This window comes from Burkholderia sp. AU45251, from assembly GCF_030482905.1.
In the GTDB taxonomy this organism is placed as follows: Bacteria; Pseudomonadota; Gammaproteobacteria; order Burkholderiales; family Burkholderiaceae; genus Burkholderia; species Burkholderia aenigmatica.
Genome location: NZ_JAUJQH010000041.1, coordinates 1 through 23,866, shown reverse-complemented (window position 1 = coordinate 23,866; position 23,866 = coordinate 1). Strand labels below are relative to the sequence as shown.

At 67.1% G+C, this 23,866-nt stretch carries 26 protein-coding genes; 18 read left to right on the top strand and 8 right to left on the bottom strand.

What is annotated here, in order from left to right:
- Positions 1-48 precede the first annotated feature (48 nt).
- Together QZM67_RS37730 and QZM67_RS37725 are read left to right on the top strand one after the other, a co-directional pair.
- Positions 49-1,449, top strand: a complete 1,401-nt coding sequence (locus tag QZM67_RS37730; RefSeq protein WP_175025985.1) for a sensor domain-containing diguanylate cyclase — start codon at positions 49-51, stop codon at positions 1,447-1,449.
- Positions 1,450-1,655: 206 nt separating this feature from the next.
- Positions 1,656-2,099, top strand: a complete 444-nt coding sequence (locus QZM67_RS37725) for a DUF3592 domain-containing protein (protein WP_301811150.1) — start codon at positions 1,656-1,658, stop codon at positions 2,097-2,099.
- 98 nt (positions 2,100-2,197) lie between these two features.
- On the opposite strand, the gene QZM67_RS37720 is transcribed toward QZM67_RS37725, so the two are convergent.
- Positions 2,198-4,336, bottom strand: a complete 2,139-nt coding sequence (locus tag QZM67_RS37720; RefSeq protein ID WP_301811146.1) for a hypothetical protein — start codon at positions 4,334-4,336, stop codon at positions 2,198-2,200.
- A 791-nt stretch (positions 4,337-5,127) separates the two neighbouring features.
- Between QZM67_RS37720 and QZM67_RS37715 the strand changes: the two genes are divergently transcribed.
- Positions 5,128-5,658 (top strand): isochorismatase family protein, encoded by a 531-nt coding sequence (locus QZM67_RS37715; RefSeq protein ID WP_301811142.1) that lies wholly within the window; start codon positions 5,128-5,130, stop codon positions 5,656-5,658.
- Between the two features lie 276 nt (positions 5,659-5,934).
- Here QZM67_RS37715 and QZM67_RS37710 read toward each other — a convergent pair whose 3' ends face one another.
- Positions 5,935-6,858 (bottom strand): recombination-associated protein RdgC, encoded by a 924-nt coding sequence (locus QZM67_RS37710; protein WP_301811176.1) that lies wholly within the window; start codon positions 6,856-6,858, stop codon positions 5,935-5,937.
- Positions 6,859-7,025: 167 nt separating this feature from the next.
- Here QZM67_RS37710 and QZM67_RS37705 point away from each other — a divergent pair, with 167 nt between their 5' ends.
- From QZM67_RS37705 to QZM67_RS37685, 5 genes are all read left to right on the top strand, one after another.
- Positions 7,026-7,241 (top strand): hypothetical protein, encoded by a 216-nt coding sequence (locus QZM67_RS37705; protein WP_301811139.1) that lies wholly within the window; start codon positions 7,026-7,028, stop codon positions 7,239-7,241.
- Between the two features lie 148 nt (positions 7,242-7,389).
- Positions 7,390-7,704 (top strand): Dabb family protein, encoded by a 315-nt coding sequence (locus QZM67_RS37700; protein ID WP_043188125.1) that lies wholly within the window; start codon positions 7,390-7,392, stop codon positions 7,702-7,704.
- The gene (locus QZM67_RS37695) at positions 7,701-8,180 is read left to right on the top strand and encodes a PaaI family thioesterase (protein ID WP_046545900.1); all 480 of its coding nucleotides are present in this window, start codon (positions 7,701-7,703) and stop codon (positions 8,178-8,180) included. The genes QZM67_RS37700 and QZM67_RS37695 overlap by 4 nt, the downstream gene beginning before the upstream one ends.
- A gap of 170 nt (positions 8,181-8,350) precedes the next feature.
- Positions 8,351-9,310: an alpha/beta hydrolase gene (locus tag QZM67_RS37690; RefSeq protein WP_301768762.1), complete on the top strand. Its 960-nt coding sequence runs from the start codon at positions 8,351-8,353 to the stop codon at positions 9,308-9,310.
- Between the two features lie 42 nt (positions 9,311-9,352).
- A complete protein-coding gene (locus QZM67_RS37685) occupies positions 9,353-9,793 on the top strand; it encodes a GNAT family N-acetyltransferase (protein WP_043188134.1) in 441 nt (146 codons plus the stop codon).
- A 20-nt stretch (positions 9,794-9,813) separates the two neighbouring features.
- On the opposite strand, the gene QZM67_RS37680 is transcribed toward QZM67_RS37685, so the two are convergent.
- Both QZM67_RS37680 and QZM67_RS37675 read right to left on the bottom strand, forming a co-directional pair.
- On the bottom strand, positions 9,814-10,659 hold the full coding sequence (locus QZM67_RS37680) for an NRDE family protein (RefSeq protein WP_301811136.1): 846 nt from the start codon (positions 10,657-10,659) through the stop codon (positions 9,814-9,816).
- Between the two features lie 76 nt (positions 10,660-10,735).
- Positions 10,736-11,770, bottom strand: coding sequence for a folate-binding protein YgfZ (locus QZM67_RS37675; RefSeq protein ID WP_043188138.1), 1,035 nt, complete (start codon positions 11,768-11,770; stop codon positions 10,736-10,738).
- Positions 11,771-11,847: 77 nt separating this feature from the next.
- On the opposite strand from QZM67_RS37675, the gene mltG reads away from it, so the two are divergent.
- From mltG to QZM67_RS37630, 9 genes are all read left to right on the top strand, one after another.
- Positions 11,848-12,867, top strand: a complete 1,020-nt coding sequence (gene mltG, locus QZM67_RS37670) for an endolytic transglycosylase MltG (protein ID WP_175025975.1) — start codon at positions 11,848-11,850, stop codon at positions 12,865-12,867.
- The gene (tmk, locus tag QZM67_RS37665) at positions 12,867-13,487 is read left to right on the top strand and encodes a dTMP kinase (RefSeq protein ID WP_043188143.1); all 621 of its coding nucleotides are present in this window, start codon (positions 12,867-12,869) and stop codon (positions 13,485-13,487) included. Before mltG ends, tmk begins: the two co-directional genes overlap by 1 nt.
- A 19-nt stretch (positions 13,488-13,506) precedes the next feature.
- Positions 13,507-14,535 (top strand): DNA polymerase III subunit delta', encoded by a 1,029-nt coding sequence (locus QZM67_RS37660; RefSeq protein ID WP_175025974.1) that lies wholly within the window; start codon positions 13,507-13,509, stop codon positions 14,533-14,535.
- A gap of 140 nt (positions 14,536-14,675) precedes the next feature.
- Positions 14,676-15,455 carry a TatD family hydrolase gene (locus QZM67_RS37655; protein ID WP_175025973.1) on the top strand — a complete coding sequence of 260 codons (780 nt, stop codon included), beginning with the start codon at positions 14,676-14,678 and terminating at the stop codon, positions 15,453-15,455.
- 43 nt (positions 15,456-15,498) lie between these two features.
- Positions 15,499-16,209, top strand: coding sequence for an ankyrin repeat domain-containing protein (locus tag QZM67_RS37650; protein WP_175025972.1), 711 nt, complete (start codon positions 15,499-15,501; stop codon positions 16,207-16,209).
- Positions 16,210-16,328: 119 nt separating this feature from the next.
- The gene (locus QZM67_RS37645) at positions 16,329-16,685 is read left to right on the top strand and encodes a Rap1a/Tai family immunity protein (RefSeq protein WP_006485939.1); all 357 of its coding nucleotides are present in this window, start codon (positions 16,329-16,331) and stop codon (positions 16,683-16,685) included.
- 90 nt (positions 16,686-16,775) lie between these two features.
- Complete coding sequence (locus tag QZM67_RS37640; RefSeq protein WP_043188155.1) at positions 16,776-17,948, top strand: mechanosensitive ion channel family protein; 1,173 nt, start codon at positions 16,776-16,778, stop codon at positions 17,946-17,948.
- 30 nt (positions 17,949-17,978) lie between these two features.
- Complete coding sequence (locus tag QZM67_RS37635; RefSeq protein ID WP_301811131.1) at positions 17,979-19,154, top strand: AAA family ATPase; 1,176 nt, start codon at positions 17,979-17,981, stop codon at positions 19,152-19,154.
- Positions 19,155-19,406: 252 nt separating this feature from the next.
- Positions 19,407-20,471, top strand: coding sequence for a glycosyltransferase family 4 protein (locus tag QZM67_RS37630; protein WP_301811128.1), 1,065 nt, complete (start codon positions 19,407-19,409; stop codon positions 20,469-20,471).
- Between the two features lie 106 nt (positions 20,472-20,577).
- On the opposite strand, the gene QZM67_RS37625 is transcribed toward QZM67_RS37630, so the two are convergent.
- From QZM67_RS37625 to QZM67_RS37615, 3 genes are all read right to left on the bottom strand, one after another.
- On the bottom strand, positions 20,578-21,165 hold the full coding sequence (locus QZM67_RS37625) for a YSC84-related protein (protein ID WP_043188158.1): 588 nt from the start codon (positions 21,163-21,165) through the stop codon (positions 20,578-20,580).
- A gap of 230 nt (positions 21,166-21,395) precedes the next feature.
- On the bottom strand, positions 21,396-21,845 hold the full coding sequence (locus QZM67_RS37620) for a hypothetical protein (RefSeq protein ID WP_175025970.1): 450 nt from the start codon (positions 21,843-21,845) through the stop codon (positions 21,396-21,398).
- 270 nt (positions 21,846-22,115) lie between these two features.
- Complete coding sequence (locus QZM67_RS37615) at positions 22,116-22,406, bottom strand: PsiF family protein (RefSeq protein WP_043188161.1); 291 nt, start codon at positions 22,404-22,406, stop codon at positions 22,116-22,118.
- 271 nt (positions 22,407-22,677) lie between these two features.
- On the opposite strand from QZM67_RS37615, the gene QZM67_RS37610 reads away from it, so the two are divergent.
- A complete protein-coding gene (locus tag QZM67_RS37610) occupies positions 22,678-23,700 on the top strand; it encodes an asparaginase (protein ID WP_301811122.1) in 1,023 nt (340 codons plus the stop codon).
- A 75-nt stretch (positions 23,701-23,775) separates the two neighbouring features.
- On the opposite strand, the gene QZM67_RS37605 is transcribed toward QZM67_RS37610, so the two are convergent.
- A partial coding sequence (locus QZM67_RS37605) for an integrase core domain-containing protein (RefSeq protein ID WP_155625489.1) occupies positions 23,776-23,866 on the bottom strand: 91 nt, incomplete at its 5' end.

Sequence of the window (23,866 nt, the reverse complement as noted above, 5' to 3'; positions counted from 1 at the left end):
CCGTGCCGCGAAGGTTCGAACCAACGCAGCAGACCGACCGGGGACCGAATGAGTACGACCTATGCAGCCGGGGAACCGCCGCGAGTCGTCAGCGCGGCCGCGAGGCTCTACGCGAAATGCCTGCTGATCGGATTCGCGTTGCTGCCCGCCTATCTGATTGCCTATCTGTGGTTCTTCAGCGACCCGCACGTCGTGTTCGAGAGCCACGCGTTCCATGAAATCGCGATTGCTGCCGCGACGCTCGAAGGCGCGTTCGTCACCTACGTGACGTGGGTGTGCTACCGGTCGTCCGGCGAGCCGCTGCTGCGCTGGCTGACACTTGGCTTTCTCGGCTTCGCGATGATCTATGCGCTGCACGGTGCGTTCACCGGGATGGCGCATCACAACATCTGGCTGTTCCTGCTGTACGGGCCCGCGTCGCGGCTCGTGATGTCGATCCTGCTGCTCACGGGCCTGATGTCGTATTCGCGTCCGCCCGATCGGATCGAGAAGCGCACGAGCGTGCGCACGTGGCTGCCGTGGATCGCGTTCTTCGTGATCGTCAACGTGGCCGTGGCGTACATCGCGTATTCGCCGGTCGCGGGCGCGCTGGGCACGCGGCTGTCGATGGAGGGCGGCGCGCTCGTGTTCTCGCTGCTGAACGTCGCCGTGCTGCTCGCGCGCCGGATCCGCTCGCCGCTGATGGTGATCTACGGCGTGTCGATCATGGCGTTCGCGCTGTCGTCGCTCGCGTTTATCCTCGGCAAGCCGTGGAATCACATGTGGTGGCTCGCGCACGCGATTTTCGCGGGCGGCTTCTTCCTGCTCAGCTACGGCGTCGTGCAGGCGTTGCAGACGACCCGCTCGTTCTCGGCGATCTACAGCCAGGAAGACCTGATGAGCCGGCTGTCGGAATCGATGGCGCGTACCGAGAGCGCGCTGCAGGAACTGCGGCGCACGAACCAGAAGCTCGAATACATGGCCGCGACCGATCCGATGACGGGCGCGTCGAACCGCCGGCAGTTCATCGCGCAGGTCGAGCGCGAGATGGTGCGGGCCGAGCGCGACGGCACGCCGTTCTGCCTGCTCGCGCTCGATCTCGACAACTTCAAGAACATCAACGATGCATACGGGCACCAGATCGGCGACGAGGTGCTGCGCGGCGTCGTGCGCCAGTGCCTCGACGCGATTCGACCGGCCGGCGGGCTCGCGCGGGTTGGTGGTGAGGAGTTCATGGCGCTGTTGCCGGATATGCCGCTCGAAGGCGCGCGGATGACAGCCGAGCGTGTGCGTTCGTCGATCGCGAGCTCGCCGTTCGGGCTCGATTTCAAGCGCGTGCAGGTGACGGTCAGCGTGGGCGTCGCGCAATACGGGGCCGACGGCAGCACGGTCGATGCGTTGCTGCGCGTGGTCGACGAACGGTTGTACCAGGCGAAGCGGGAAGGGCGGAACCGGGTCGTCGCGCGGTGAGCGGATATCGCTATCCGTGATTGATCGTCCCGCAGGTCCCGGCTAGTGAATGCCGCTTGCGCAACTCCATGTGATTCTCATCTCAACAGGCGCCGGCAACGTATCCGCGACTATGCGGCGCGGAAGCATCGTGCGGTGGCAGCCTGCTGGCCGAAGTCGGCCTTGAATTCACGCTCGGGCGCAATGACGTCCAGCAGATCAAGGGGGTGCCCGCGAAGCGCAACGTTCCGGCGTTGGTGCAGCCGAAGATGGGCGTGACCAAATTCGACGCGAAATACCGGATGACGGCCGCCGAAGCCGTTGTCGCCGGTGTTTCGCGCGGCGGTTACGACATCGGCCACTATCGGACCGTCTATCGGCTCATCACTGCGAGCGGCGAGGTCGTCAAGGTGGCCGGACAACTCGCCACGACGTCGCCGAATGCGGACCCCGGTGACAAGGTCCGACTCTATGACGATCCGGCCCATCCGGCGGAGGGCATGAGATTCCCAGGATTTTTCGAGCGGTGGTTCGCCGTCCTGATCCTGACCGTCGTCGGCGTCGTGTTCGCTGTCGCCGAATGCGCGGTGTCGTGCCGGTTCGTGCGCGACAGGGTGATGGGGCCGGCGCGATGCGCGGAAGCGGTGTGCGCCCTCGTTGAGCCACGCTGACGATCGTGGATCGCCCGCGGCGAAACGAATGGCATCCATATCGAACCCCCGGGCGCGAAAACGCCCCGGGGCTTCGGGGATTCTCGACGCGTGGCGCGCTATCGCGACGCGACCGCGTTGGCGGTTGGCGTGCGGTCGTCCTGCATCTGCTGCGACGCCTGCCACCAGTACTTGCCCGTGCGCTGCTGCGGATCGCGGATCGCGAGATACGTGGTGCTCCACAGTTGTGCGGCGTTCGCCTCGGTCGCGTCCGCGCTGCGCGTGCCGAACGCATCGGTCTGGTACTTGCCGTTCACGTAGGACCACGTCCACATTTCCGACGTCCGCATGTCGCGTCCGTTCGAGATCACCTGCCAGATCGTCTGCCGCGCCTGCGTGAGCAGCGCGCGCGTCGCGACCGACAGGTCCTGGCGCGCGAGCTGGCGATCGAGCCCGGCCACCCACATCGCCTGCTGCCACGACCAGATCACCGTGCCGTGATACGCGGAACTGGTGAACTTCGGCCACAGCGCCTGGCTTGCATACGCGGGGTTCGCGATCAGCATGCCGGCATCGGTCACGAGCCCGGTCGGGAACGGCCGCGTGACGTCGGTGACGATCCGCTGAAGCTCGTTGTCCGGCGGCGTGCCGAACAGCAGCGCGAAGCCGCCGTCCGAATTCATCACCGGAATCGGGTTGCCCTGCTGATCGAGCGACAGCGCGTAGAACGCCAGCGGGGTGCCCGGTGCGGCGCCGGCCGGCACGCCCGCAGACGGCGCATAGGCCGACACGTCGGTGGCCGCCTGCGCGGCCGGCACGCTGACCTGAAACAGCGACGGTGCCTGCGTTTCCCAGGTGGCCGCCTGGTTCGCCGTGTTGGCGAGCGTCGCGCGTTGTCCGGCATCCAGGTAAGGGTCGAGCAGGCCGCGCGTGAGGAACGCGTTCGCCGCGCGGAGCGCGGCCGGCACGAGCACGGCATTCACGTCATACGGATAGACGCCGCCGCCAAGCCCGTCGGTGCTGTCGCGCCAGTTGCCGACGATCTCGCCGGGCCGCAGGTGGATCAGGTTCGCGACCGACGGCTGCTGCGCGAACGGCTGCGCGGTCGTTGCGACGTGCAGCAGGTTGACGACCAGGCGGCTGCCATTGGTCTGCCCGTCGCTGCCGCGCCGCGCGAGATAGGCGGCCGCGCGGGCCTGGCCGCGCGTATCGTCGATCAGCCACGCGGCCGCGATCGGCGCGAGCAGGTAGTCGCTGTCGATCATCTTGTAGTCGTAGGTCGGCGTCGGATCGTTCGGCCGCCCGTTCTTCTGGTTGTCAACGAGCGCGAATTCGCCGATGCCTTCCTCGTGCGCGACCTTGCCATCGGCCGACAGCCGGCCCAGCACCGACGACAGGCCGGCCTCGATCGCCGCGGGTTCGAGTACGGGCATCAGCATGCGCACCGAGATCAGCGTGTCGCGGCCGAAGTAGGTGTCGTACTGCCACGAGCCGGCCAGCAGCTTGTCGTGGAAGCTCAGGAACTCGAGCACGTTCTGGCTTACGGGGTCGGGGTTCACGGACGGCGCGAGCAGGTCGGCGCGCGTGATCGGCGACAACGGCGTCTCGCCCGACAGCGCATCGATATGCAGCCGCAGCGTGTGCGAGCCCGCCGGCGCGCTCAGGACGAGCTTGCCGCCCGCTGCCGGCGCGATGCTGCCGCCGTCGCGCAGCGTGATGCGCAGTGAATAGCCGGGCGCGCCATCGATCCGGTCGCGTTGCCATTGCGCGGCGCTGCCCTGGACCGTCGGCGCGGCGAGGATCTGCTGCGGAATCGTTGCACCGCCGTTGAAGTCGCGCAGGAAGCGCACGTTGCTGAGCACGCCCTGGCGGATCGTCAGCGTGTCGGTGTCCACCGACACGTCGGCACCGATGCCGTACAGCGGGCGGCCGTGCGTGTCGGGTGCCGACAGCGCGGACGGCGGCGTGTCGAGGCTCCAGTTCACCGGCTGCGCGGTGTCGTCGAACCACAGCCCCGTGCCGCTGTTGCCGGCGGGGAACACCACGAGCAGGCGCGGTTTCGTCGACGAGCGCACCAGCAGGTGTGCGGCGACCTTGTCCTGCCGGTAGAACGCGTTGATCTGGCCGCCGGTGTCCATCCGGAACGACAGCGCTTCGGTGTTCGACGGCGGGCTGCTCGATGTGACGTCGTCGTTGCAGGCCGCGAGCAGGCTGGCGCAGATGAATCCGAGACACAGCGACTTCGCGAGGCGATGCATGTTGATGTCCCTCCTGATGACTGGCGATTTTTATGGGAATTATCGAATGAGCGGGTGCTCGGTCTGCTGCGTCCGGTATTGCATAATTCCTGGAAATGATGGAATTAATCAGGACGTGATTCTGAGGCGAACTGAATGAGAAATAACCGGTTGGCGGTTAATACCGGAATTGAAAACAAAAGGAGGCGATGCCCCGGCTGGGCACGGAAAACTTCTCTGCTGGCGTCTCGGTACAGTACCGGCGCTGGTGTGTGTGCGGCGTGAAAAACGAAATGTAAGCCGTCGTAGGGGATTCTAAAGTTCGAATAAAGTCGAAGTCAATAATGATTTTATGGTTTTCGAATAATGCTCTGGAATGAGGTTGCAATTATTGCTTGTTGGGTCGGTAAAATATGCGAATTCATGAGGGCATGGAGGTGCGCTGATTATCGATTTTGGTAAAAATAGATTGGCAATTGATGTCCGTATTGGCGATTGATTACGAGCCGGGATTGAATCGTGGTGGTTTGCCTGTCGCCGTGTCTCGGGCGGCGCAAACGGAATGCGCGGAAGGCGCGGAATGCGGTGAATTCGGCAATACGGAGCGGTGAGCAATCGACGCTCCTGCGATCGCGCCAACGGCGTCGGCAAGTTTGGTAGGCTCGGGGCGTGCCTCCGTTTACCGAATTGACGCAGTCGATCCTCGATGCGATTCGATATCCGTGTTTGCGGGACTGACGATTTTGCGACAGAGCTGCGCTTCATCGATGGTCGATGGTGGTTGACGTCGCTCTCACTCCGGAGAATGTGCGGTGCTACACGTGTCCGACGATTCAGTGGTCGTATTGGTAGATTTTCAGGCGCGGCTGATGCCGGCGATCCACGAAGGGGTATCCGTCGTCGCGCAGGCTGTCCGGCTTGCCCGCATCGCGCAGATAGTCGGCGTGCCGGTGATGGGTACCGAGCAGAGCCCCGTCCAGCTGGGCCGGAACGTACCGGAGATCAAGGAGCTGTGCTCGAACACCGTCGTCAAGGATCATTTCGACGCGTGCGCGGAAGGCCTGGTCGATGCATTGCCGGCCGGGCGCAATAGCGTCATCGTCGCCGGTTGCGAGGCGCACGTCTGCGTGTTGCAAACGGCGTTCGGGCTGTTGCGCAGCGGCCGCAAAGTCACGGTGGTTAGCGATGCGGTGGGGTCGCGCAGGACGATCGACCGGGACGCGGGGATCGCTCGGCTCGGGGCGGCGGGAGCGCAAATCGCGACGGTCGAGATGATCGGGTTCGAATGGCTGGGCTCCAGCCGTCATCCGCGTTTTCGCGATGTGCTGCGACTGATCAAGTGAGTCTCGGCGCTCGTGCGCTGACGGGAACAGCGTGCCTGGAGCCGGATGCGTAAATCTCGGGGTACCGGCTATTGGAGCCGGTAGGTTCGGTCGGATGGCTGCCGGCGGCCGCGAGCGGGATCCTCGCGTCGGCGGGCGACACGGAGAAGAATCGGGCATCGTGCGCGAGCGCCCGGTCGCGACCCTCCGACAGGGCGACGGCAGTCCTCGTTGAACTGTCGCGCCGGCTCGAACCTCGCCGTCGCGGGGGCGAGGTTTCCCTGCCGCCGACGGCGTTCAGGCTGCGGCCGCCTGAGGAACCGAGTCGCGCTGCTCGCCGCCCAGGATATCGATGAGACTGGTGAACATCCGCCCCAATTCACCGGTCATCAGCGTGACATCCGAGTCGAAGCGTTCAGCGTCGTTCTGCGCGGTCGGATCCGCCGCTTCCTTGATCACGTCGAGCGGCGTAACGCGCTTGATCGTCAGCGACGGCGTCAGCACGAACGAGATCCGGTTGTCCCAGGTCATCGCAAGACGCATGCATTGTTTGCCGGCCTCGATGTGCCGGCGCATGTCGTTCGCTTCCAGCGCGTGGCCGACGTATCGCACCGTGGCGCCGCCTTCGCCGCTCGAGCGCAACTCGGCGTCCTGGTCGACGGTGAATCCGCCCGGCGCCTCGCCGGACAACAGCCAATCCGTCATCGCGGCGACCGGCGAACGCACCACTTGAACGCCGGCGAGCGGCAACTGATCGATCGATTTGACGAGCAGGCCGCGAACGTCGTCGGCAAGCGCCTGTGACGCCGCATCGATGACGAGCCAGCCGTTCGCCGTATCGATCCACACGCGGGTATCGCGGCGAATGGTGAATGCGCGCGGGAGCAGTTCGTCGGTAACCTGCTCCTTGAGTTCGCGCATCTGTTTTCGCCCGACCTTGAAGCCCTGCTGCTCCTCGACTTCGAGCGCGCGGTCCTTGGTCACCTGATTGACGACCGACGCCGGGAGCAGCTTCTTCTCGGCACGAAACGTCAGCAACATCTGCCGGTTGATCGAATACACGAGCGCGCCGTCGTCACGCGGCGACGCCCATCCGTGGCTCTGCATCTCGACGCTGTTGCCCGGCTGAAACGCGTGGGGCGCCAGCCATTTTTCCATCTGATCGGGGGTAACGGCCCAAGGTGCGGGAAGACGATGAAGCTGAAGGTTCTTGAACCACATAGGAGTACGGGCAAAGCGCACCATTCTATATGACGGGGATGCTTCGGGTGCAGATTCGGCCGCTCGACGTGACGGTTCAAGTCGTTGACGGTTGTAGCGCTGGGCAGGTGGGCATCGCTCACCGAATTTGCCACGGAAGGGGCGCCACGGTCTTCGCCGCGCGCGTCTTGAAGGCTGGTGCTTCGACATTCGCCGATAGCAAAGAGATTCTCCTTCCCGGCAATTCTTTACCTGTATCGCTGGAGTTGGAGCCGAGCGAATTCACCAAGCGGATCCTGTCCATTGAAGCCGGCAAGTTTGGTAGGCTTGTCGTCTGCCTTTGCTTGTCGGATCTTGATGTCGTCAAGTGGCACGGTGAAAAAGCCGGTATCGTCGTCGGGTGATCGAAACGATACCCGCTTTATAACCCGCACCTTTATCGACCGGACGCAATTTCCAGCGAACGCGAGCAAACGGCGAAAGGGCGTAAGATGCCCGATTGGCAAGGGTGACAGGCAAGTCGCCGAACCAGAACGAACAGGAGCAACCGAAGTGATCCGACATATCGTCATGTGGAAGTTGAAGGAATCGGCCGAAGGCGCGACGCGCGCCCAGAACGCGCTGAAGCTGAAGGAAAAGCTCGAAGGCTGCCGCGACCTCGTGCCGGGCACGCTGCAGATCGACGTCGGCGTGGCGACGCCGGGCCTCGACGCCACCGCCGACATCGTGCTCGTGTCCGATTTCACGGACAAGGCCGCGCTCGACGCCTACCAGGTGCACCCGGTTCACCAGGAAGTGAAGAAATTCGTCGTCGCGGTGGCCGAGTCGCGCGAGTGCGTCGACTACATCGTCGACAGCGCACGATGAGCGACGCGGCAACCCCGACGGACGGCCCGTCGATCGAAAGCCCGTTCGTCGACATGCTCGGTGTGCAGCTCGTGTCCGCGAAGGACGGCGCAAGCGAGATTGTGCTGCCGCTCGAAGAGCGGCACATGAACACATGGAGCATCGCGCACGGCGGTGTGACGATGACGCTCGCGGACATCGCACTTGCGATGGCGGCGCGCAGCCTGACCGACGACGGTATCGGCGTCGTCACGGTCGAGATGAAGGTGAATTTCATGCAGCCGGGGCGCGGCGAGTTGCGCGCTTACGGGCGCGTGATGCATCGCTCGACGACGATGGCTTACTGCGAAGGCGAAGTGCGCGACAGCGACGGCAATTTCGTCGCGAAGGCGCTCGGTACGTTCAAGTACATGCGGCGGCTCGCGGTGGGCCGCGACATCAAGCGGCAACGCTCGCGCACGGCGCCGGACGCCCAGCCCGGCCCGAGCGACGCGTAAGCGCCCGGACGCACGGCCCTGCCTCTTCACAGGCAGGGCCGTTTTGTTTTATGGAGCGCATTGGCGCACCGGAATTTCGAAACGCGCGGCACGCCACGCTCGCACGACGCGCGCATGGCATCATGCACGCTTGTCCGTTCACGGCGTCGCGCAGACGCCGTCCTCAACCGATGCCGCTGAATCCGAAGATCGCCCAGGTGCTCGACATGATCGAGCGTGCGAAACGTCCGTCCTACCATCACCAGACGCCGCAGCAGGCGCGCGCCGCGTACGAGAAGAGCGCGCCGATCCTCGACGTCGCGCCGGCGCCGATGCATTCGGTCGAGGAATGCGTCGTGCCGACGCGCGACGGCCGCACGATCGGTGCGCGGCTGTACCTGCCGGTCGCACCGAGCCTGGCGGAGCCGCTGCCCGCGCTGGTCTATTACCACGGCGGCGGCTTCACGGTCGGCAGCGTCGACACGCACGATGCACTGTGCCGGATGTTCGCGCACGATGCGCAGTGTGCGGTGCTGTCGGTCGGCTACCGGCTCGCGCCCGAACACCGGTTCCCGACCGCCGTGCATGACGCCGACGACGCATTGCAATGGCTGCATCGCGAGGCCGCCACGTTCGGCATCGATGCCGAACGATTGGCGGTCGGTGGCGACAGCGCGGGTGGCACGCTCGCGACCGTCTGTGCGGTGCTCGCGCGCGACGCAGGCATTCGCCTGGCGCTGCAGATGCTGATCTACCCGGGCGTGACGGGCTTCCAGGACACCGAATCGCACGCACGGCTCGCGAACGGCTACCTGCTGACGCAGGACACGATCCAGTGGTTCTTCACACAATACGTGCGCGATCGGGCGGACCGAGACGACTGGCGCTTTGCGCCGCTCGACGGCACGCGCGACGCGCCGTCGTTCGCAGGCGTCGCGCCGGCGTGGATCGCGACGGCCGAATACGATCCGCTGAGCGACGAGGGCGCTGCCTATGCGGAGAAGTTGCGTGCGGCGGGCAACGCGGTCACGCTGGTCTGCTACGCGGGAATGATCCACGAGTTCTTCAAGATGGGCGGCTACGTGCCCGAGGTACGGGCTGCGCATGCCGACGCGGTCGCGGCGCTGAAAGCCGCATTCGACGACGTTTGACGACGGGCGCTTGACGGCGAGCGCGCCGCGTGGAGAGCAGCGATGACGGACGGCGTGGTGGAAACGGGTGACTGGACGGCACTGGGCGGCGACGCCGCGCGGATCCGCGACGCAGTGTTCGTGCGCGAGCAGCAGATTCCGCCGGAATGGGAGCTCGACGACGACGATCTGCTGTCGCTGCATGCGGTGGCATACCGGATCGATGCGTCGACGGGCGTCCGCCGTGCGGTCGCGACCGGGCGGCTGCTGCCGTCAGGCACGATCGGCCGCGTCGCGGTGCTGGCCGACGCGCGCGGGCAGGGTGTCGGGTCAGCCGTGCTGAACGCGCTGCTGGATGCGGCGCGGCGGCGTGGTGAAATCGTCGTGCGGCTCTATGCGCAGGATTCGGCCGTGTCGTTCTACCTGCGGCACGGCTTCGCGGCAGTCGGTGAACCGTTCGTCGAAGCCGGCGTGCCGCACGTCGAGATGGCGCGCGCGCCGTAGCGCGGCGCCCGCTCGTGCGCTCAGCGCGGCGGGGTCGCGTCGAGGTCGAACGTGAACGCGCGCTCGAACGTGCCCGGGCGGACGGTGCGGTGCGAGCCGTCGTCGTCGCAGCGTTCCTTGATCTCGACCGTCAGCCGCACGCCTTCCTTCATCGTGACGCGCAGCGCGGTCGTGCCGCGCGTGCCGTATTCGGGGGTCTCGATGAACGCGGCCGACAGCGCACGCTCGCGCTCGATCGGAATGCCCGTGTGCGGCAGCGCGTCGTCGTCCGCGACATGCGGGTCGCGCATCAGCGCGATCAGTTCGTCGAGCGACGGGGTCGGATTGTCGGTGAGCAGCGTGCCGAGTTCCGCGCGCTTGCGTACCACTTTCGGCCAGGGCGTATCGAGCCGCGCATTCGACAGCGCATGCACGCCGGGCGCGATCGCGACCGGTGCGGCGACACCGCTTTCGCCTTCGGGCGCGCGATTGCAGAACCACGCGAGTTCACGCCGCCGCCAGTCGCCGACGAGCAGGTTGAAGCCGTTGTAGACGGCCGCATGCTCGGCCAGCTGCCCGAGGTAGTCGAGCGGCGCAACGGACGGGCCGCCGAGGAAATCGGACACGAGCTTGCCGCGGGTCGGCGCGCCGGCGCGGATGTCGAACGGCGCGCGGTAGTTCGTCAGCGCGGCGAAACGGCCGTCGCGCGATACGCCGAGCCATGTGCCGCCCGCTTCGAGATCGCGGCCGGCCAGCACGCCCGGTACATCTTCCCACCACGAGAGCGGCGCGCTGGTCCGGCGAAAGAACTCGTCGCGGTTGGCGGTGAGGGTAAAGACGGGACCGGCGGCGGCATCGGGCTGCCAGTCGAAGGCAATCAGACACATCGGGCGAATCTCTCGCAGGAAACATCGTGCGCCGGCTGCGACTCGCGAGCCGGCGCGCGAACGGGTTGTCAGTGCGTCACGCTTCCGTCGGCCACGCGTACGGCAGCGTATCGAACGCGAGCGCCGGGCCGTCGGCCGAACCGAGGTGCACCGTGCCGTTGTCGAGCGCGGCGAGCTTGATCTCGACGAGCGCGTCGACACCGCCCGCGGGCGCGGCCGCCGCGTTGACGATCATCCCGCACGGCTGGCCGGGATCGTCGCTGTGGAACAGCTCGACGCCGGCATGCACGGTATCGGTCTCGCCGGCGATGTGCGCGAGGGCGGTGCGGCGCTTGATCGTGCCGCGGTACTGGCTGCGCGCGACGATTTCCTGGCCCGGGTAGCACCCCTTGCGAAAGTTAACGGCGTCGATCACGTCGAAGTTGACCATCTGCGGCACAAACTGTTCGACGGCAGGCTGCGTGATGCGCGGTTCGCCCGCGCGGATGTCGAGCCAGTCCCATACGGCCGGCGACACGACCGGCAGCGTATCGCCGAGCGCGGCGATGCGTGCGTCGACTTCCGCGCGCGGGCCGATCCACAGGTAGCGCTTGCGGCCTGCCGCATCGGGCACGCGGATCAGCGTGCCGGCCGGGCCGTCGACCTTCACGTGCACGCCGTCCGGCAGCGCGTCGAAGATGCCCGACAGCGCGTCGCGCACGTCCCCCGCGAACCCGACCACCGCGAGCGCGTCGCTTGCATCGGTCAGCTTCGCTTTCGCGCGCAGCACGAACATCGACAGCCGCTTCTGCACGGCGGGCTGCACGTCCTTCGACACCAGCAGGCGCACGCCGTGGCCGGCGCGCCACGTGAGGAACGAGCCGAGGAGGCGCCCCTTCGGCGAGCAATAGCCGGACAGCCGCGCAGTCGCGGCGTCGAGATGTTCGATGTCGTTGGTGAGCTGGCTGTGCAGGAACGTTGCGGCGTCGTCGCCGGCCACGTCGATCACGCCGAACTGCGGCAGCGGCATGCAGGCGCCCGGCGCGTCGAAATCGGCGGCGGAAGGGCGGGGGAAAACGGGGAGCGAGGCAGGTGCGGCCTGGGCAGCCGGTGAAACGAACGATGTGCTCATGGAATGAGGGAACAGTCAACCCTGACTTTGACGAAGGCGAGCAAGTATTATATGGGTCTTACCTGAGTCACGTTTCCATGTCCCTACTGAAGAAATGCGCCGCGACGATCGTGGCGCTGGCCGTCGTTGTGGCCGCTGCCGGCGCGGGCGGCGGGTATTACTGGGCAACCCGGCCGCTGCTGCTGGGTTCGGCATCGCTCGACGTCACGATCAAGCCGCGCAGCACCGTGAAGAGCGTCGCGCTGCAGCTCAAGCGCGGCGGCGTGCCGGTCGAGCCGCTCGGTTTCGTCGCGATGACGCGCGTGCTCGGGCTGTCGAGCCGGCTCAAGTCCGGCAACTACGAATTCAAGACCGGCATCACGCCTTACGAGGTCCTGCAGAAGATCGCGCGCGGCGACGTGAACGAGTATGTCGCGACGATCATCGAAGGCTGGACCTTCAAGCGGATGCGCGCGGAGCTCGACACGAACCCCGATCTTGCGCACGCGACGGCGGGCATGAGCGACGCCGAGCTGCTGCGCGCGATCGGCGCGTCGGATAGCGCGGTGCAGCGCGGCAGCGGCGAGGGGCTGTTCTTCCCCGACACCTATCTGTTCGACAAGGGCACGAGCGACCTGAACATCTACCGGCGCGCGTACCATCTGATGCAGACGCGGCTCGACGAGGCCTGGGCTGCACGCGTGCCGGGCCTGCCGTACAAGACGCCTTACGAAGCGCTGACGATCGCGTCGATCGTCGAAAAGGAAACGGGCCACGCGGCCGATCGCGCGTTCGTCGCGGCCGTATTCGCGAACCGGCTGCGCATCGGCATGCCGCTGCAGACCGATCCGTCGGTGATCTACGGGCTCGGCGACGCGTACGACGGCCGTCTGCGCAAGCGCGACCTGCAGGCCGACACTCCTTACAATACCTACACCCGACGCGGGCTGCCGCCGACGCCGATCGCGTTGCCGGGGGTGGCCGCGCTGCAGGCGGCGATCAATCCGGCACAGACGAGCGCGCTCTATTTCGTCGCGAAAGGCGATGGCACGAGCGTGTTCTCGGACACGCTCGGCGACCACAACAAGGCCGTGGACAAGTACATACGAGGTCAATAATGGCGAGCGGTAAATTCATCACGTTCGAAGGCATCGACGGGGCGGGGAAGACCACCCACCTGCAATGGTTCTGCGAACGCCTCCAGGGCAAGCTGGCTGCGGCCGGCCGGCAGGTCGTCGTCACCCGCGAGCCGGGCGGCACACAGCTCGGCGAGAAACTGCGCGAGATCCTGCTGAACCAGCCGATGGATCTCGAGACGGAAGCGCTGCTGATGTTCGCCGCGCGCCGCGAGCATCTCGCGCTCGTGATTGAGCCGGCGCTCGCGCGCGGCGACTGGGTCGTGTCCGATCGCTTCACCGATGCGACGTTCGCGTACCAGGGCGGCGGCCGCGGGCTGCCGCGCGACAAGCTCGAGACGCTCGAGCGCTGGGTGCAGGGCGGCTTCCAGCCCGACCTGACGGTGCTGTTCGATGTCGCGCCGCAGGTCGCGAGCGAGCGCCGCGGCGCCGCGCGCATGCCCGACAAGTTCGAAAGCGAGTCCGACGCGTTCTTCGCGCGCACGCGCGGCGAATACCTGCGGCGTGCGGAAGAGGCGCCGCACCGCTTCGCGATCGTCGACGCGACGCAGACGATTCCCGAAATCCGCCAGCAGCTCGAACGCGTGCTCGCCGCGCTGTAATTCGCAAGGAACGCACCACATGATCTATCCGTGGCAGACCGACGACTGGAACCGCCTGCAGCAGTTGCGTGCACAATGGCCGCACGCGCTGCTGCTGCATGGTCAGGCCGGGATCGGCAAGCTGCAGTTCGCGCAGCATCTCGCGCAGGGCTTCCTGTGCGAATCGCCGCAGCCGAACGGCGAGCCGTGCGGCACCTGCGCGGCCTGCACCTGGTTCTCGCAGGGCAACCATCCGGACTACCGGATCGTGCTGCCCGAGGCGCTGGCGGGCGAGGCGCCGGGCGCCGCGGACGACGCGAAGGCGGCCGATTCGGATGAAGGCGGCAAGAAGACCCGGGCGCCGAGCAAGGAAATCAAGATCGAGCAGGTGCGTGCGCTGCTCGACTTCTGCGGGGTCGGCTCGCACCGCGGCGGCGCGCGCGTCGTCGTGCTGTATCCGGCCGAGGCGCTCAACGTCGCCGCGTCGAACGCGTTGCTGAAAACGCTGGAGGAACCGCCGTCCGGCGTCGTGTTCCTGCTCGTGTCGGCGCGCATCGACCGCCTGCTGCCGACGATCATCAGCCGCTGCCGGCAGTGGCCGATGGCCGTGCCGGCGCCCGACGCGGCCGCGGCCTGGCTGGCCGCGCAGGGCGTCGAGCATGCGCCCGCGCTGCTTGCCGAGGCCGGCGGCGCGCCGCTCGCCGCGCTGGCGCTCGCGAGCGACGAGAACCGCCCGCTGCGCGACTACACGCTCGGGCAGCTCGCGGCCGGTGCGGCCTGCGATCCGTTCGCGTGCGGCGAGACGCTGCAGAAGCTGCCGGTGCCGCTGGTGCTCGGCTGGCTGCAGCGCTGGCTGTACGATCTGCTCGCCCAGCGGATGGCGGGCGCGCCGCGCTACTTCCCGATGCACGCGGCGGCGCTCGCGCGTTGCGCGGAAGCGGTCGATGCGAACGCGTTCGCCCGCTTCATGAAGGCCGTGACGCGGCAGCGGACGGTCGAGAACCATCCGCTCAACGCGCGGCTCGTATTCGAGGAATTGTTTCTCGGGTACCGGGAAATGTTCGCGTGATCCGGCATTGTTTCTCGCGGGTTGCGAAACGATGACCGGCCCACGCCGCGACGCGACCGTGGCCGGCCGGCCCGCGAACGCCACCCGTTGCCGCATGCCGGCGCGCGCATGAGCGCCCGCCTTACGTATTAGGAAACACGATGTTCGTCGACTCTCACTGCCATATCAATTTCAAGGGCCTGGCCGACCGCCTGCCGGCCGTTCTCGAGAACATGCGCGAGCACGACGTCACGCACGCGCTGTGCGTATCCGTCGATTTCGAGACGCTGCCGGAGGTCCTGGCGATCGCGGACGCGCACGACAACGTCTATGCGTCCGTCGGCGTGCATCCCGATCACGAGGACATGCACGAGCCGACGCTCGCGGAGCTCGTCGAGCTGGCCGCGCACCCGAAGGTCGTCGCGATCGGCGAAACGGGCCTCGACTACTACCGTCTCGAAGGCCGCTCGATCGCCGACATGGAATGGCAGCGCGAACGCTTTCGTACGCACATTCGCGCGGCGACCGCGACGATGAAGCCGCTGATCATCCACACGCGCTCGTCGTCGGAGGACACGCTGCGGATCATGGCCGAGGAGCGCGCGGACGTGCCGGGCGGCGTGATGCACTGCTTCACCGAGCCGTGGCCGGTGGCCGAGCAGGCGCTCGCACAGAATTTCCACATCTCGCTGTCGGGCATCGTCACGTTCAAGAATGCGACCGACGTGCAGGACGTCGCGCGGCGCGTGCCGCTCGACCGGCTGCTGATCGAGACCGACTCGCCGTACCTCGCGCCGGTGCCGTATCGCGGCAAGCCGAATGAACCTGCGTACGTCAGCCATGTCGGACGCTTTATCGCATCCGAGCGCGGCATCGCCGTCGAGGCGCTGGCCGACGCGACGACGCAGAACTTTTTCCGGCTGTTCAAGATCGCCCGCTAATGACGCGCGTGCAGCCGACAACCCAGGGAAGGAGCCCACAACAATGACGAAGCCGATCAACCCTCTGCCGAAACGTGCACTCGTTGCCGCCGCGCTCGTCGCGAGCGGCCTGTTCGCGGCAGCCGGCGCGCATGCCGAATCGCTCGATGCGATCGTCAAGGCCGTCAAGTTCGACGACATCGCCGACATCGGCAAGCAGCTCAAGAGCGGCAAGCTCGACCCGAACACGATCGCGCCGAACGGCGACCCGCTGATCGTGATCGCCGCGCGCGAGAAGTCCGACAAGGTCGCGGCAGCGCTTGCCACGACGCCGAACGTCGATCTCGAGAAGGAAGACAAGGCCGGCGAAAACGCGCTGATGCTCGCGTCGCTGAACGGCGATGTCGGCCTCGCCAAGCTGCTGATCGACAAGGGTGCGGAAGTCAGCAAGAAGGGCTGGGCGCCGCTGCACTACGCGGCCACCAACGGCCAGGACGCGGTGGTGAAGCTGCTGCTCGACCACGACGCGTATATCGATACCGCGTCGCCGAACGGCACGACGCCGCTGATGATGGCGGCACGCGGCAACCATGCGTCGACGGTCAACCTGCTGCTCGACCAGGGCGCCGACCCGCAGGTGAAGAACCAGCTCGGCATCACCGCGCTCGAATTCGCGAAGCACTACAAGGCGCCGGACGCGATCGACATCCTGAGCAAGCGGACCGAGCGCGTGGGTGGATCGACGCCGGCAGATGCACAAAAGAGTGCAAAATGACGGTTTTCGGTGCGGCAGACGGTGCCCGCCCGGCCGGATTCCGGCCGGAGCAGGGCGTCCCGGCGCCGCGCCGGCCAAGGCAGCAGGCGGTCTCGGGCCGCATTGACATAAGGAACACCATGTTGCGCGCAATGTTTTGTGCCGCGGCGTTTGCCGTGCCGTTGTCGGCGGCGGCTTTCACGGGCGCGGATCTCGACCGGCTGTGCGCGAAGACGGACGTCAAGTCGCGGGCGTCGTGCGCGGCCTACATCGAAGGCGCCGCCGACGGCGTCTACAACACGATCGACGCGATCGGCGGCACGACAGGGCCGCGGGTCGGCCAGTACTTCTGCCTGCCGCCCGACATCCGGGCGCAGCAGATGACCGACGCGGTGCGCAAGTACATCGCGGAAAATCCGAAGCTGGCCGACTACAACGCGAGCACCGCGGTGTCGCTCGGTCTCGGCAAGGCGTTTCCCTGCAGGAGCGGCAACTGATCTGACGCCGTGTCCGGGGCCTGCGCGTGGCCCGGACGTCGCCGACGCATCCAGGACGAGGCGTGCGCGCCTCATCACCCACGGGCGCCGATGATTTCAATCGAGGAACTGCAGCGCATCACCGATGCGCCGCTCCATTCGTGGCTCGGCACGCTGGGCGTGTCGGTCATCGTCATACTGGTCGTCACGATCGTGCACCGTCTCGGCGCGCGCATCGTCAAGCGCATCGCGCAGCCGTATCCGTTGATGAGCGCGATCCTGCGCTACATCGACCGACCGTCGCTCGTCGTGCTCGCGCTGCTGGCGCTCGAATTCCTGTGGGTCCAAGCGGACGACGGCATGTCGTTCGTGCGCGGCATGCGCACAGCGGCGGCGGTCGGCTCCATCGTGTCGCTCACGTGGCTGCTGGTGCGGCTCGCCGCCGGCGTCGGCGACGCCATCATCCAGGCGCATCCGATCGATACGGCCGACAACCTCCAGGCCCGGCGCATCCATACGCAGGCCAGGGTGCTCGTGCGGACCGTGATGGTGCTGATCGTGATCATCGGTACCGGCGCCGCGCTGATGACGTTCCCGAACGTGCGCCAGGTCGGCGCGAGCCTGCTGGCGTCGGCCGGCGTCGCGGGCCTGGTCGCCGGTATCGCCGCACGGCCGGTGCTCGGCAACCTGATCGCCGGGCTGCAGATCGCGCTCACGCAGCCGATCCGGCTCGACGACGTGGTCGTGATCCAGGGCGAGTGGGGGCGCATCGAGGAAATCACCGGGTCGTTCGTGTCGGTGCGGCTGTGGGACCAGCGGCGCCTCGTCGTGCCGCTGCAGTGGATCATCGAGAACCCGTTCACGAACTGGACGCGCAGCAGCTCGGAGATCATCGGCACGGTCTACCTGTCGGTCGATTACCGCACGCCGCTCGCGCCGCTGCGCGAGGAACTCGCGCGGCTCGTCCATGCGGCGCCCGAGTGGGACGGCCGCGTGCAGGTGCTGCAGGTGACCGACGCGACGGAGCGTGCGATGCAGTTGCGCGCGCTCGTCAGCGCGGCCGATTCGTCGTCATGCTGGGATCTGCGCTGCCGCGTGCGCGAAGGCTTGATCGCGTACCTGCAGGATCGCTATCCGCAATGCCTGCCGCGCAGCCGGATGGAGCTGTATCCGCACGAATCGGCGCCGGATGAACCGAACCCCGAGCGGCCGCACGCGCGGCCGCCTGCCGCCAGCACGGCGGCCAACACCGCGGCCGATCCTCAGGCTGCCGAAGGCCGCTGAACGCGGCCCGCATGCTCACCCTCCATCGTCATGACCGCGCTGAACACGCTCGCCATCGCCAATTACCGCTCGCTGCGCGAGCTGATCGTGCCGCTCGCGGCGCTCAACGTCGTCACGGGCCCGAACGGCAGCGGCAAGTCGAGCGTGTACCGTGCACTGCGGCTGCTCGCCGACACCGCACAGGGGCGCGTGATCCCGTCGCTGGCCCGCGAAGGCGGCTTGCCGTCGACGCTGTGGGCGGGCCCCGAGCGCTTCTCGCGAGCGATGCTGGACGGCGACGCACAGGTGACCGGCACGGTACGCAAGGGGCCCGTGAGCCTGAAGCTCGGTTTCGCTTGCGACGATTTCGGCTATTCGATCGATCTCGGCATGCCGATCCCGAGCAGCTCGCAGTTCTCGCTCGATCCGGTGGTCAAGCGCGAGTGCATCTGGGGCGGCGCGCTGTTGCGCCCGTCGACGTTGCTGGTCGACCGGCAGGGCGCGCAGATCCGCGCGCGCACCGCATCGGGCGACTGGCAGACGATTCCGCAGCCGGTGGCCAGCTTCGACAGCATGATGACCGAGTTCGCCGATCCGACCGGCGCGCCCGAGATGATCGCGGTGCGCGAGCGGATCCGCTCGTGGCGGTTCTACGACCATTTCCGGACCGATGCGCAGGCGCCGGCGCGGCAGTCGCATATCGGCACCCATACGCCGGTGCTCGCGGACGACGGCGCCGACCTGGCCGCCGCGCTGCAGACGATCCGCGAAATCGGCGACGGCGCGGCACTCGATGCGGCGCTCGACGACGCGTTTCCCGGCGCGTCGGTCGAGATCGACAATCCGGGCGGCCGTGGCCGCTTCGACGTGCTGATGCGCCAGCCGGGGCTGCTGCGGCCGCTCGCGGCGGCCGAGCTGTCGGACGGCACGCTGCGCTACCTGTTGCTCGCGGCCGCGCTGCTGACACCGCGGCCGCCGGCGCTGATGGTGCTGAACGAACCGGAGACGAGCCTGCACCCCGATCTGCTGCCGGCGCTCGGCCGCCTGATCGCGCAGGCGGCGCAGCGTTCGCAGGTGCTCGTCGTGTCGCACGCGGCGCGGCTCATCGCGACGCTCGAGCGCGAGGCCGGCTGCGAATCGCTGGTGCTCGACAAGCGGCTCGGCGCGACGGGGCTCGTCGATGCCGACACGCGCGACCTGCCGGCATGGAAGTGGCCGTCGCGCTGACGAGCGGGGCAGCCTGCGTGCGGGCGTGATGGCCGCGTTGGGGCCGGATCGGCCCGGCAGGCGGAATGTATCCTGCCTGTAACAACACCCATAAAATGCAAGACGGGCGGTCCCGGGCAGCGGGATCGCGAATAATAATGAGATATCTGGCTGGCGCCGAGCCGGCCGGTGCCGTATGGGGGCGAGCGGGGCGCGCAAGCGCATACGTCCGCCGGCCGTGCCGCAACGGACAGGACACAGGAGACGTGGACCATGAGAATTGCCCAGATCGCGCCGCTGACCGAATCGGTGCCGCCGAAGCTGTATGGCGGCACGGAGCGCGTCGTGTCCTACATCACCGAGGCGCTCGTCGAGCTCGGCCATGATGTGACGCTGTTCGCGAGCGGCGATTCGACGACGCGGGCGAAGCTCGAGCCGGTCTGGCCGCGTGCGCTGCGGCTCGATTCGTCGATCCGCGACCGGGTCGCGCCGCACATGCTGCTGATGGAGACGGTCGCGCGCCGCGCGAAGGATTTCGACGTGCTCCATTTCCACATGGACTACTACTCGTTCTCGGTCTTCAACCGGCAGGAAACGCCTTACGTGACGACGCTGCACGGCCGGCTCGACCTGCCCGAGCAGCAGCCGGTGTTCGACACGTTCAACACGGCGCCGGTGATCTCGATTTCGAACGCGCAGCGCCAGCCGCTGCCGCAGGCGAAATGGCTGACGACCGTCTATCACGGGCTGCCCGATACGCTGTACATGCCGCAGCCCGTCGAGCCGCGCTATCTCGCGTTCCTCGGCCGCATCTCGCCGGAAAAGCGGGTCGACACGGCGATCCGCATCGCCCGTCAGTGCGGGCTGCCGATCAAGATCGCCGCGAAGATCGATTCGGCCGACCAGGAATACTTCGAGCGCGAGATCAAGCCGCTCTTCGCGCTGCCGCACGTCGAATACATCGGCGAGATCGCCGATCACCAGAAGGCCGAATTCCTGTCGGGCGCGCATGCGCTGCTGTTTCCGATCGACTGGCCGGAGCCGTTCGGCCTCGTGATGATCGAGGCGATGTCGTGCGGCACGCCGGTGATCGCGTTCAATCGCGGCGCGGTACCCGAAGTGGTGGACGAGGGCGTGTCGGGTTTCATCGTCGAGGATGAAATCAGCGCGGTGGCCGCCGTGAACCGGCTGCACCTGCTGCCGCGTGCGCGTGTGCGGCAGCGCTTCGAGGCGCGCTTCACGTCGCGCCGCATGGCGCAGCAGTATGTCGACGTCTACCAGTCGGTGATCCGCGCGCAGAAGCGCTCGCGCTTCAAGGTGATCGACTCGACGATCTGACGCGCATGGCGCAGGACGCGCACGGATAAAAAAAACGGCGATGCCCGCAAGGACATCGCCGTTTGCGCATGGCCCGCGCGCAGTGCGCACGGGCAGTGCGTCAGCGTCAGATCTTCAGCTTCGAGACCTTCGTGCCGTTGATCGACACGTCGCCCATCAGGCCCGCGTTCGTCAGCACGATGACCTGGACCGGCGCGGTGGCCGTGGTCGTGTCGACCGCGCCGTTCGCGCCCATCTTCACGAGCGCGACCGACGCGCCGGCGCCGGCTGCCCAGCCGTCCGAGCCGCGGAATTCGTCGAGCGCTTCCTGCGTCATGAACAGGAACACGATCGCCTTCGACTGCGCACCGGCCTGCAGGCCGACCGACAGCGACGACGTGTTGTAGTAGCCGACCGTGCTGCCGCCGACGCGCAGTGCGCCGTTGCCCGACTGGCCGCCGACGATGAAGCCGGCCTGGATCACGTCCGGGAAGACGAGCACGCCGCGCGACTTCGCGACGAGTTCACGCGAACCCTTGACCGTGGAGTACATGCGCGACAGCGTGGCGTCGACGCTCGAGTCGATTGCCTGGCGCTTCGACGCGTTGGTTGCGGCGTTGTCCGGCTTGTCCGGGGTAGTGGTGCAACCGGTGAGCGCGAGGCTACCGACGATGAGCGCAGCGGCGGCTTTCAGCACAAGATTCCGTTTTTGCATCGTTCTTCTCCATCGGATGATGTTCGGAGTGAGTCTCGCTCAGGGAGCGGATCACGTCGGCAGTTATATCACAGCGGATTACAGCCTCTTTTCGTTGCGACGTGAAAAAGCGTCAAATCGCGCGGGGATGTCGCGGCGCGCCAACGGACGACGCGGCGCCCGCGCGCCGAGGTCGGGTCGGCATGCGGGAAACACGACGGTCGATCGGACGGCGGCGCCTGCCGCGCGCATCAGTGCGTGACGGGCGGAACAGGCGGCTTGATCGGGGGACGGCGCAGCGCGCGGCGGATCAGCGCGATCACGACGCCGCAGGCGAACAGGAACGCGGCCGGCACGACCCAGTAGCCGACGAACGCATGCCACAGGTAGCTCGCGAGCGTGCTGCGGCGCACCACGTATTCGTCGCGGGCCGCCTGCTGGCGCGGCGCATTGGCGGCGAGCACGTCGGCCGGGCAGCCGACCGCGCGCGCCTCGTCAGGATCCCCGTGGCACTTCGCGGCGGCGCCGGCTGCCTGCTGCGCATCGGTGAGCTGCCAGGTGGTCAGCGCGAGCTGCAGGTCAGCCTTGTTGTACGCCATTTCCTCGCGGATCTCGCGCACGGCGACGATCGCAACGGGCACGGCCCAGAATACGATCACGATCAGCCAGCGGCGGAACCAGCGGTGTTGTCTCCATGCCATCCATGCCTCCGTTTGACGCGCGTAAGCGTCTGTCTCGAGGGCGGCCCGATGGCGCTTCTTGTACTTGGATGGGCCGCGTTGCAGCCATCATAGAAGAAAACGCGGCGAATTGCCGCACCATGTGGCGGTGCCGGTCCGGCGGGCCGGGAAAGCGGGGCGGGACGCGTGGCAAAAGCGCGGGGGCGGGGTGCGTCGATGCGCGTGCAACGAAAACAACAATGCCGCGCCCGCCGAAGCGGTGCGCGGCATTCGAGACGGGAGCGCCGGGACTCAGGCGGCCGGCTGGCTGCTCAGGCAGCTCTTCATGAACGCCTTGCGGTCGTCGCCCTTCTTGCCGGTGGCCTGCGTGTTGCACGCCTTCATCTTTTCCTGCTGCGACATTGCTTTCGCGGGCTTCGCCGACAGGCAGTCCTTCATGAACGCCTTGCGTTCGTCGCCCGTCTTGCCGGCTGCCTGGGTGTTACAGGCCTTCATCTTGTCCTGCTGGCTGTTCGCCGCGAACGCGGGGGAAGCCAGCATGCCGCCGAGAAGCACTGCGGCTACGAGCGATTGAATTTTCATTTCGACACTCCCATGGGGTGAATTGCGTGTTATCGACGCCGTCACGAAGCACCGCGCGATGGGGATAGGGCCGCATCGCGCCGCGCGCTCCGATTATGGCAAATCAATGTGAAAACACCAAAACGGCACTTCCTATAACGTTGCGGATACCACGGCCGTTGACGGCGCGCCCGGCCGGACGATCGGGACAAACCATGAGGTGCGCCGGCCGGCCTCGAACGTCGCGCCGGAACCTGCCGGATCCCGGCCGCAAGCCTTTACAATCGCGGCCATGAATACTCCGAATTCCGTCTCCCCTTCGTCCGCGGCGGCCCTGCCGCGCATCGCCGTGCTCGCCACCGGCGGCACGATCGCCGGCGCCGCGCCTGACGCGGCCAGCACGGCCGGCTATCAGGCCGGTGCGCTCGGCGTCAATTTCCTGGTCGACGCGGTGCCGGCGCTTGCGTCGGTCGCGCGCATCGACGCCGAGCAGATCGCCAGCATCGACAGCAAGGATCTCGCGCTGCCGCTGTGGAACACGCTCGCCGCACGGATCGACGCGCTGATGGCCGATCCGGCGATCGACGGCATCGTGATCACCCACGGCACCGACACGCTCGAGGAAACCGCGTATGCGCTGCACCTGGTCGTCAACGGCGACAAGCCGGTCGTGCTGACGGCCGCGATGCGCCCGGCGACCGCGCTGTCGTCCGACGGCCCGCTGAACCTGCTGAACGCGGTGACAGTGGCCGCGCATCCGTCCGCGCGCGGGCAGGGCGTGCTGGTCGCATTCAACAACCGGATCCACGGCGCGCGCGATGTCGTGAAGACGAGCACCTATGCAGTCGACGCGTTCCAGTCGCCGGAACTCGGTGCACTCGGCTGGGTGCAGGACGGCCGGGTCGAATTCGCGCGCCGCGTCACGCGTTCGCGCGACTCGCAGCTGGCGATCGCCGCTGCGTGGCCGCCCGTCGAAGTCGTCGCCAGCTATGCGGGCGTGACGCGTACGACAGTGGATGCGCTTGTCGCCGCCGGCGTGCGCGGTCTCGTCGTCGCGGGCACGGGCAACGGGTCGATCCATGCGACGCTGCAGGCGGCGCTGGCCGATGCGGTGAACGCGGGCGTTGCGGTGGTGCGCGCGTCGCGCGTCGGGTCGGGGCACGTGATGCGCAACGGCGCCGCGAACGACGATGCGCTCGGCTTCGTGAGCGCAGGGTCGCTGAACCCGTTCAAGGCGCGCGTGTTGCTGATGCTCGCGCTCGCGAACGGCATTCACGGCCGCGACGAACTGCAACGCAGGTTCGATACGCTGTGACGGCCTGACCGATACGCGCGGCTCGGGCCGCGTGCGTCATGTCAAGTCCTGGAATAGGTTGACAGTATCCAGACGCTAGAACGCCCGATGCACCGCATCGGGCGTTTTGTATTTCAGGGCGGCATGTGGCCGCTCGTGGTTGTAGATGCGCACCGACTGTTCGACC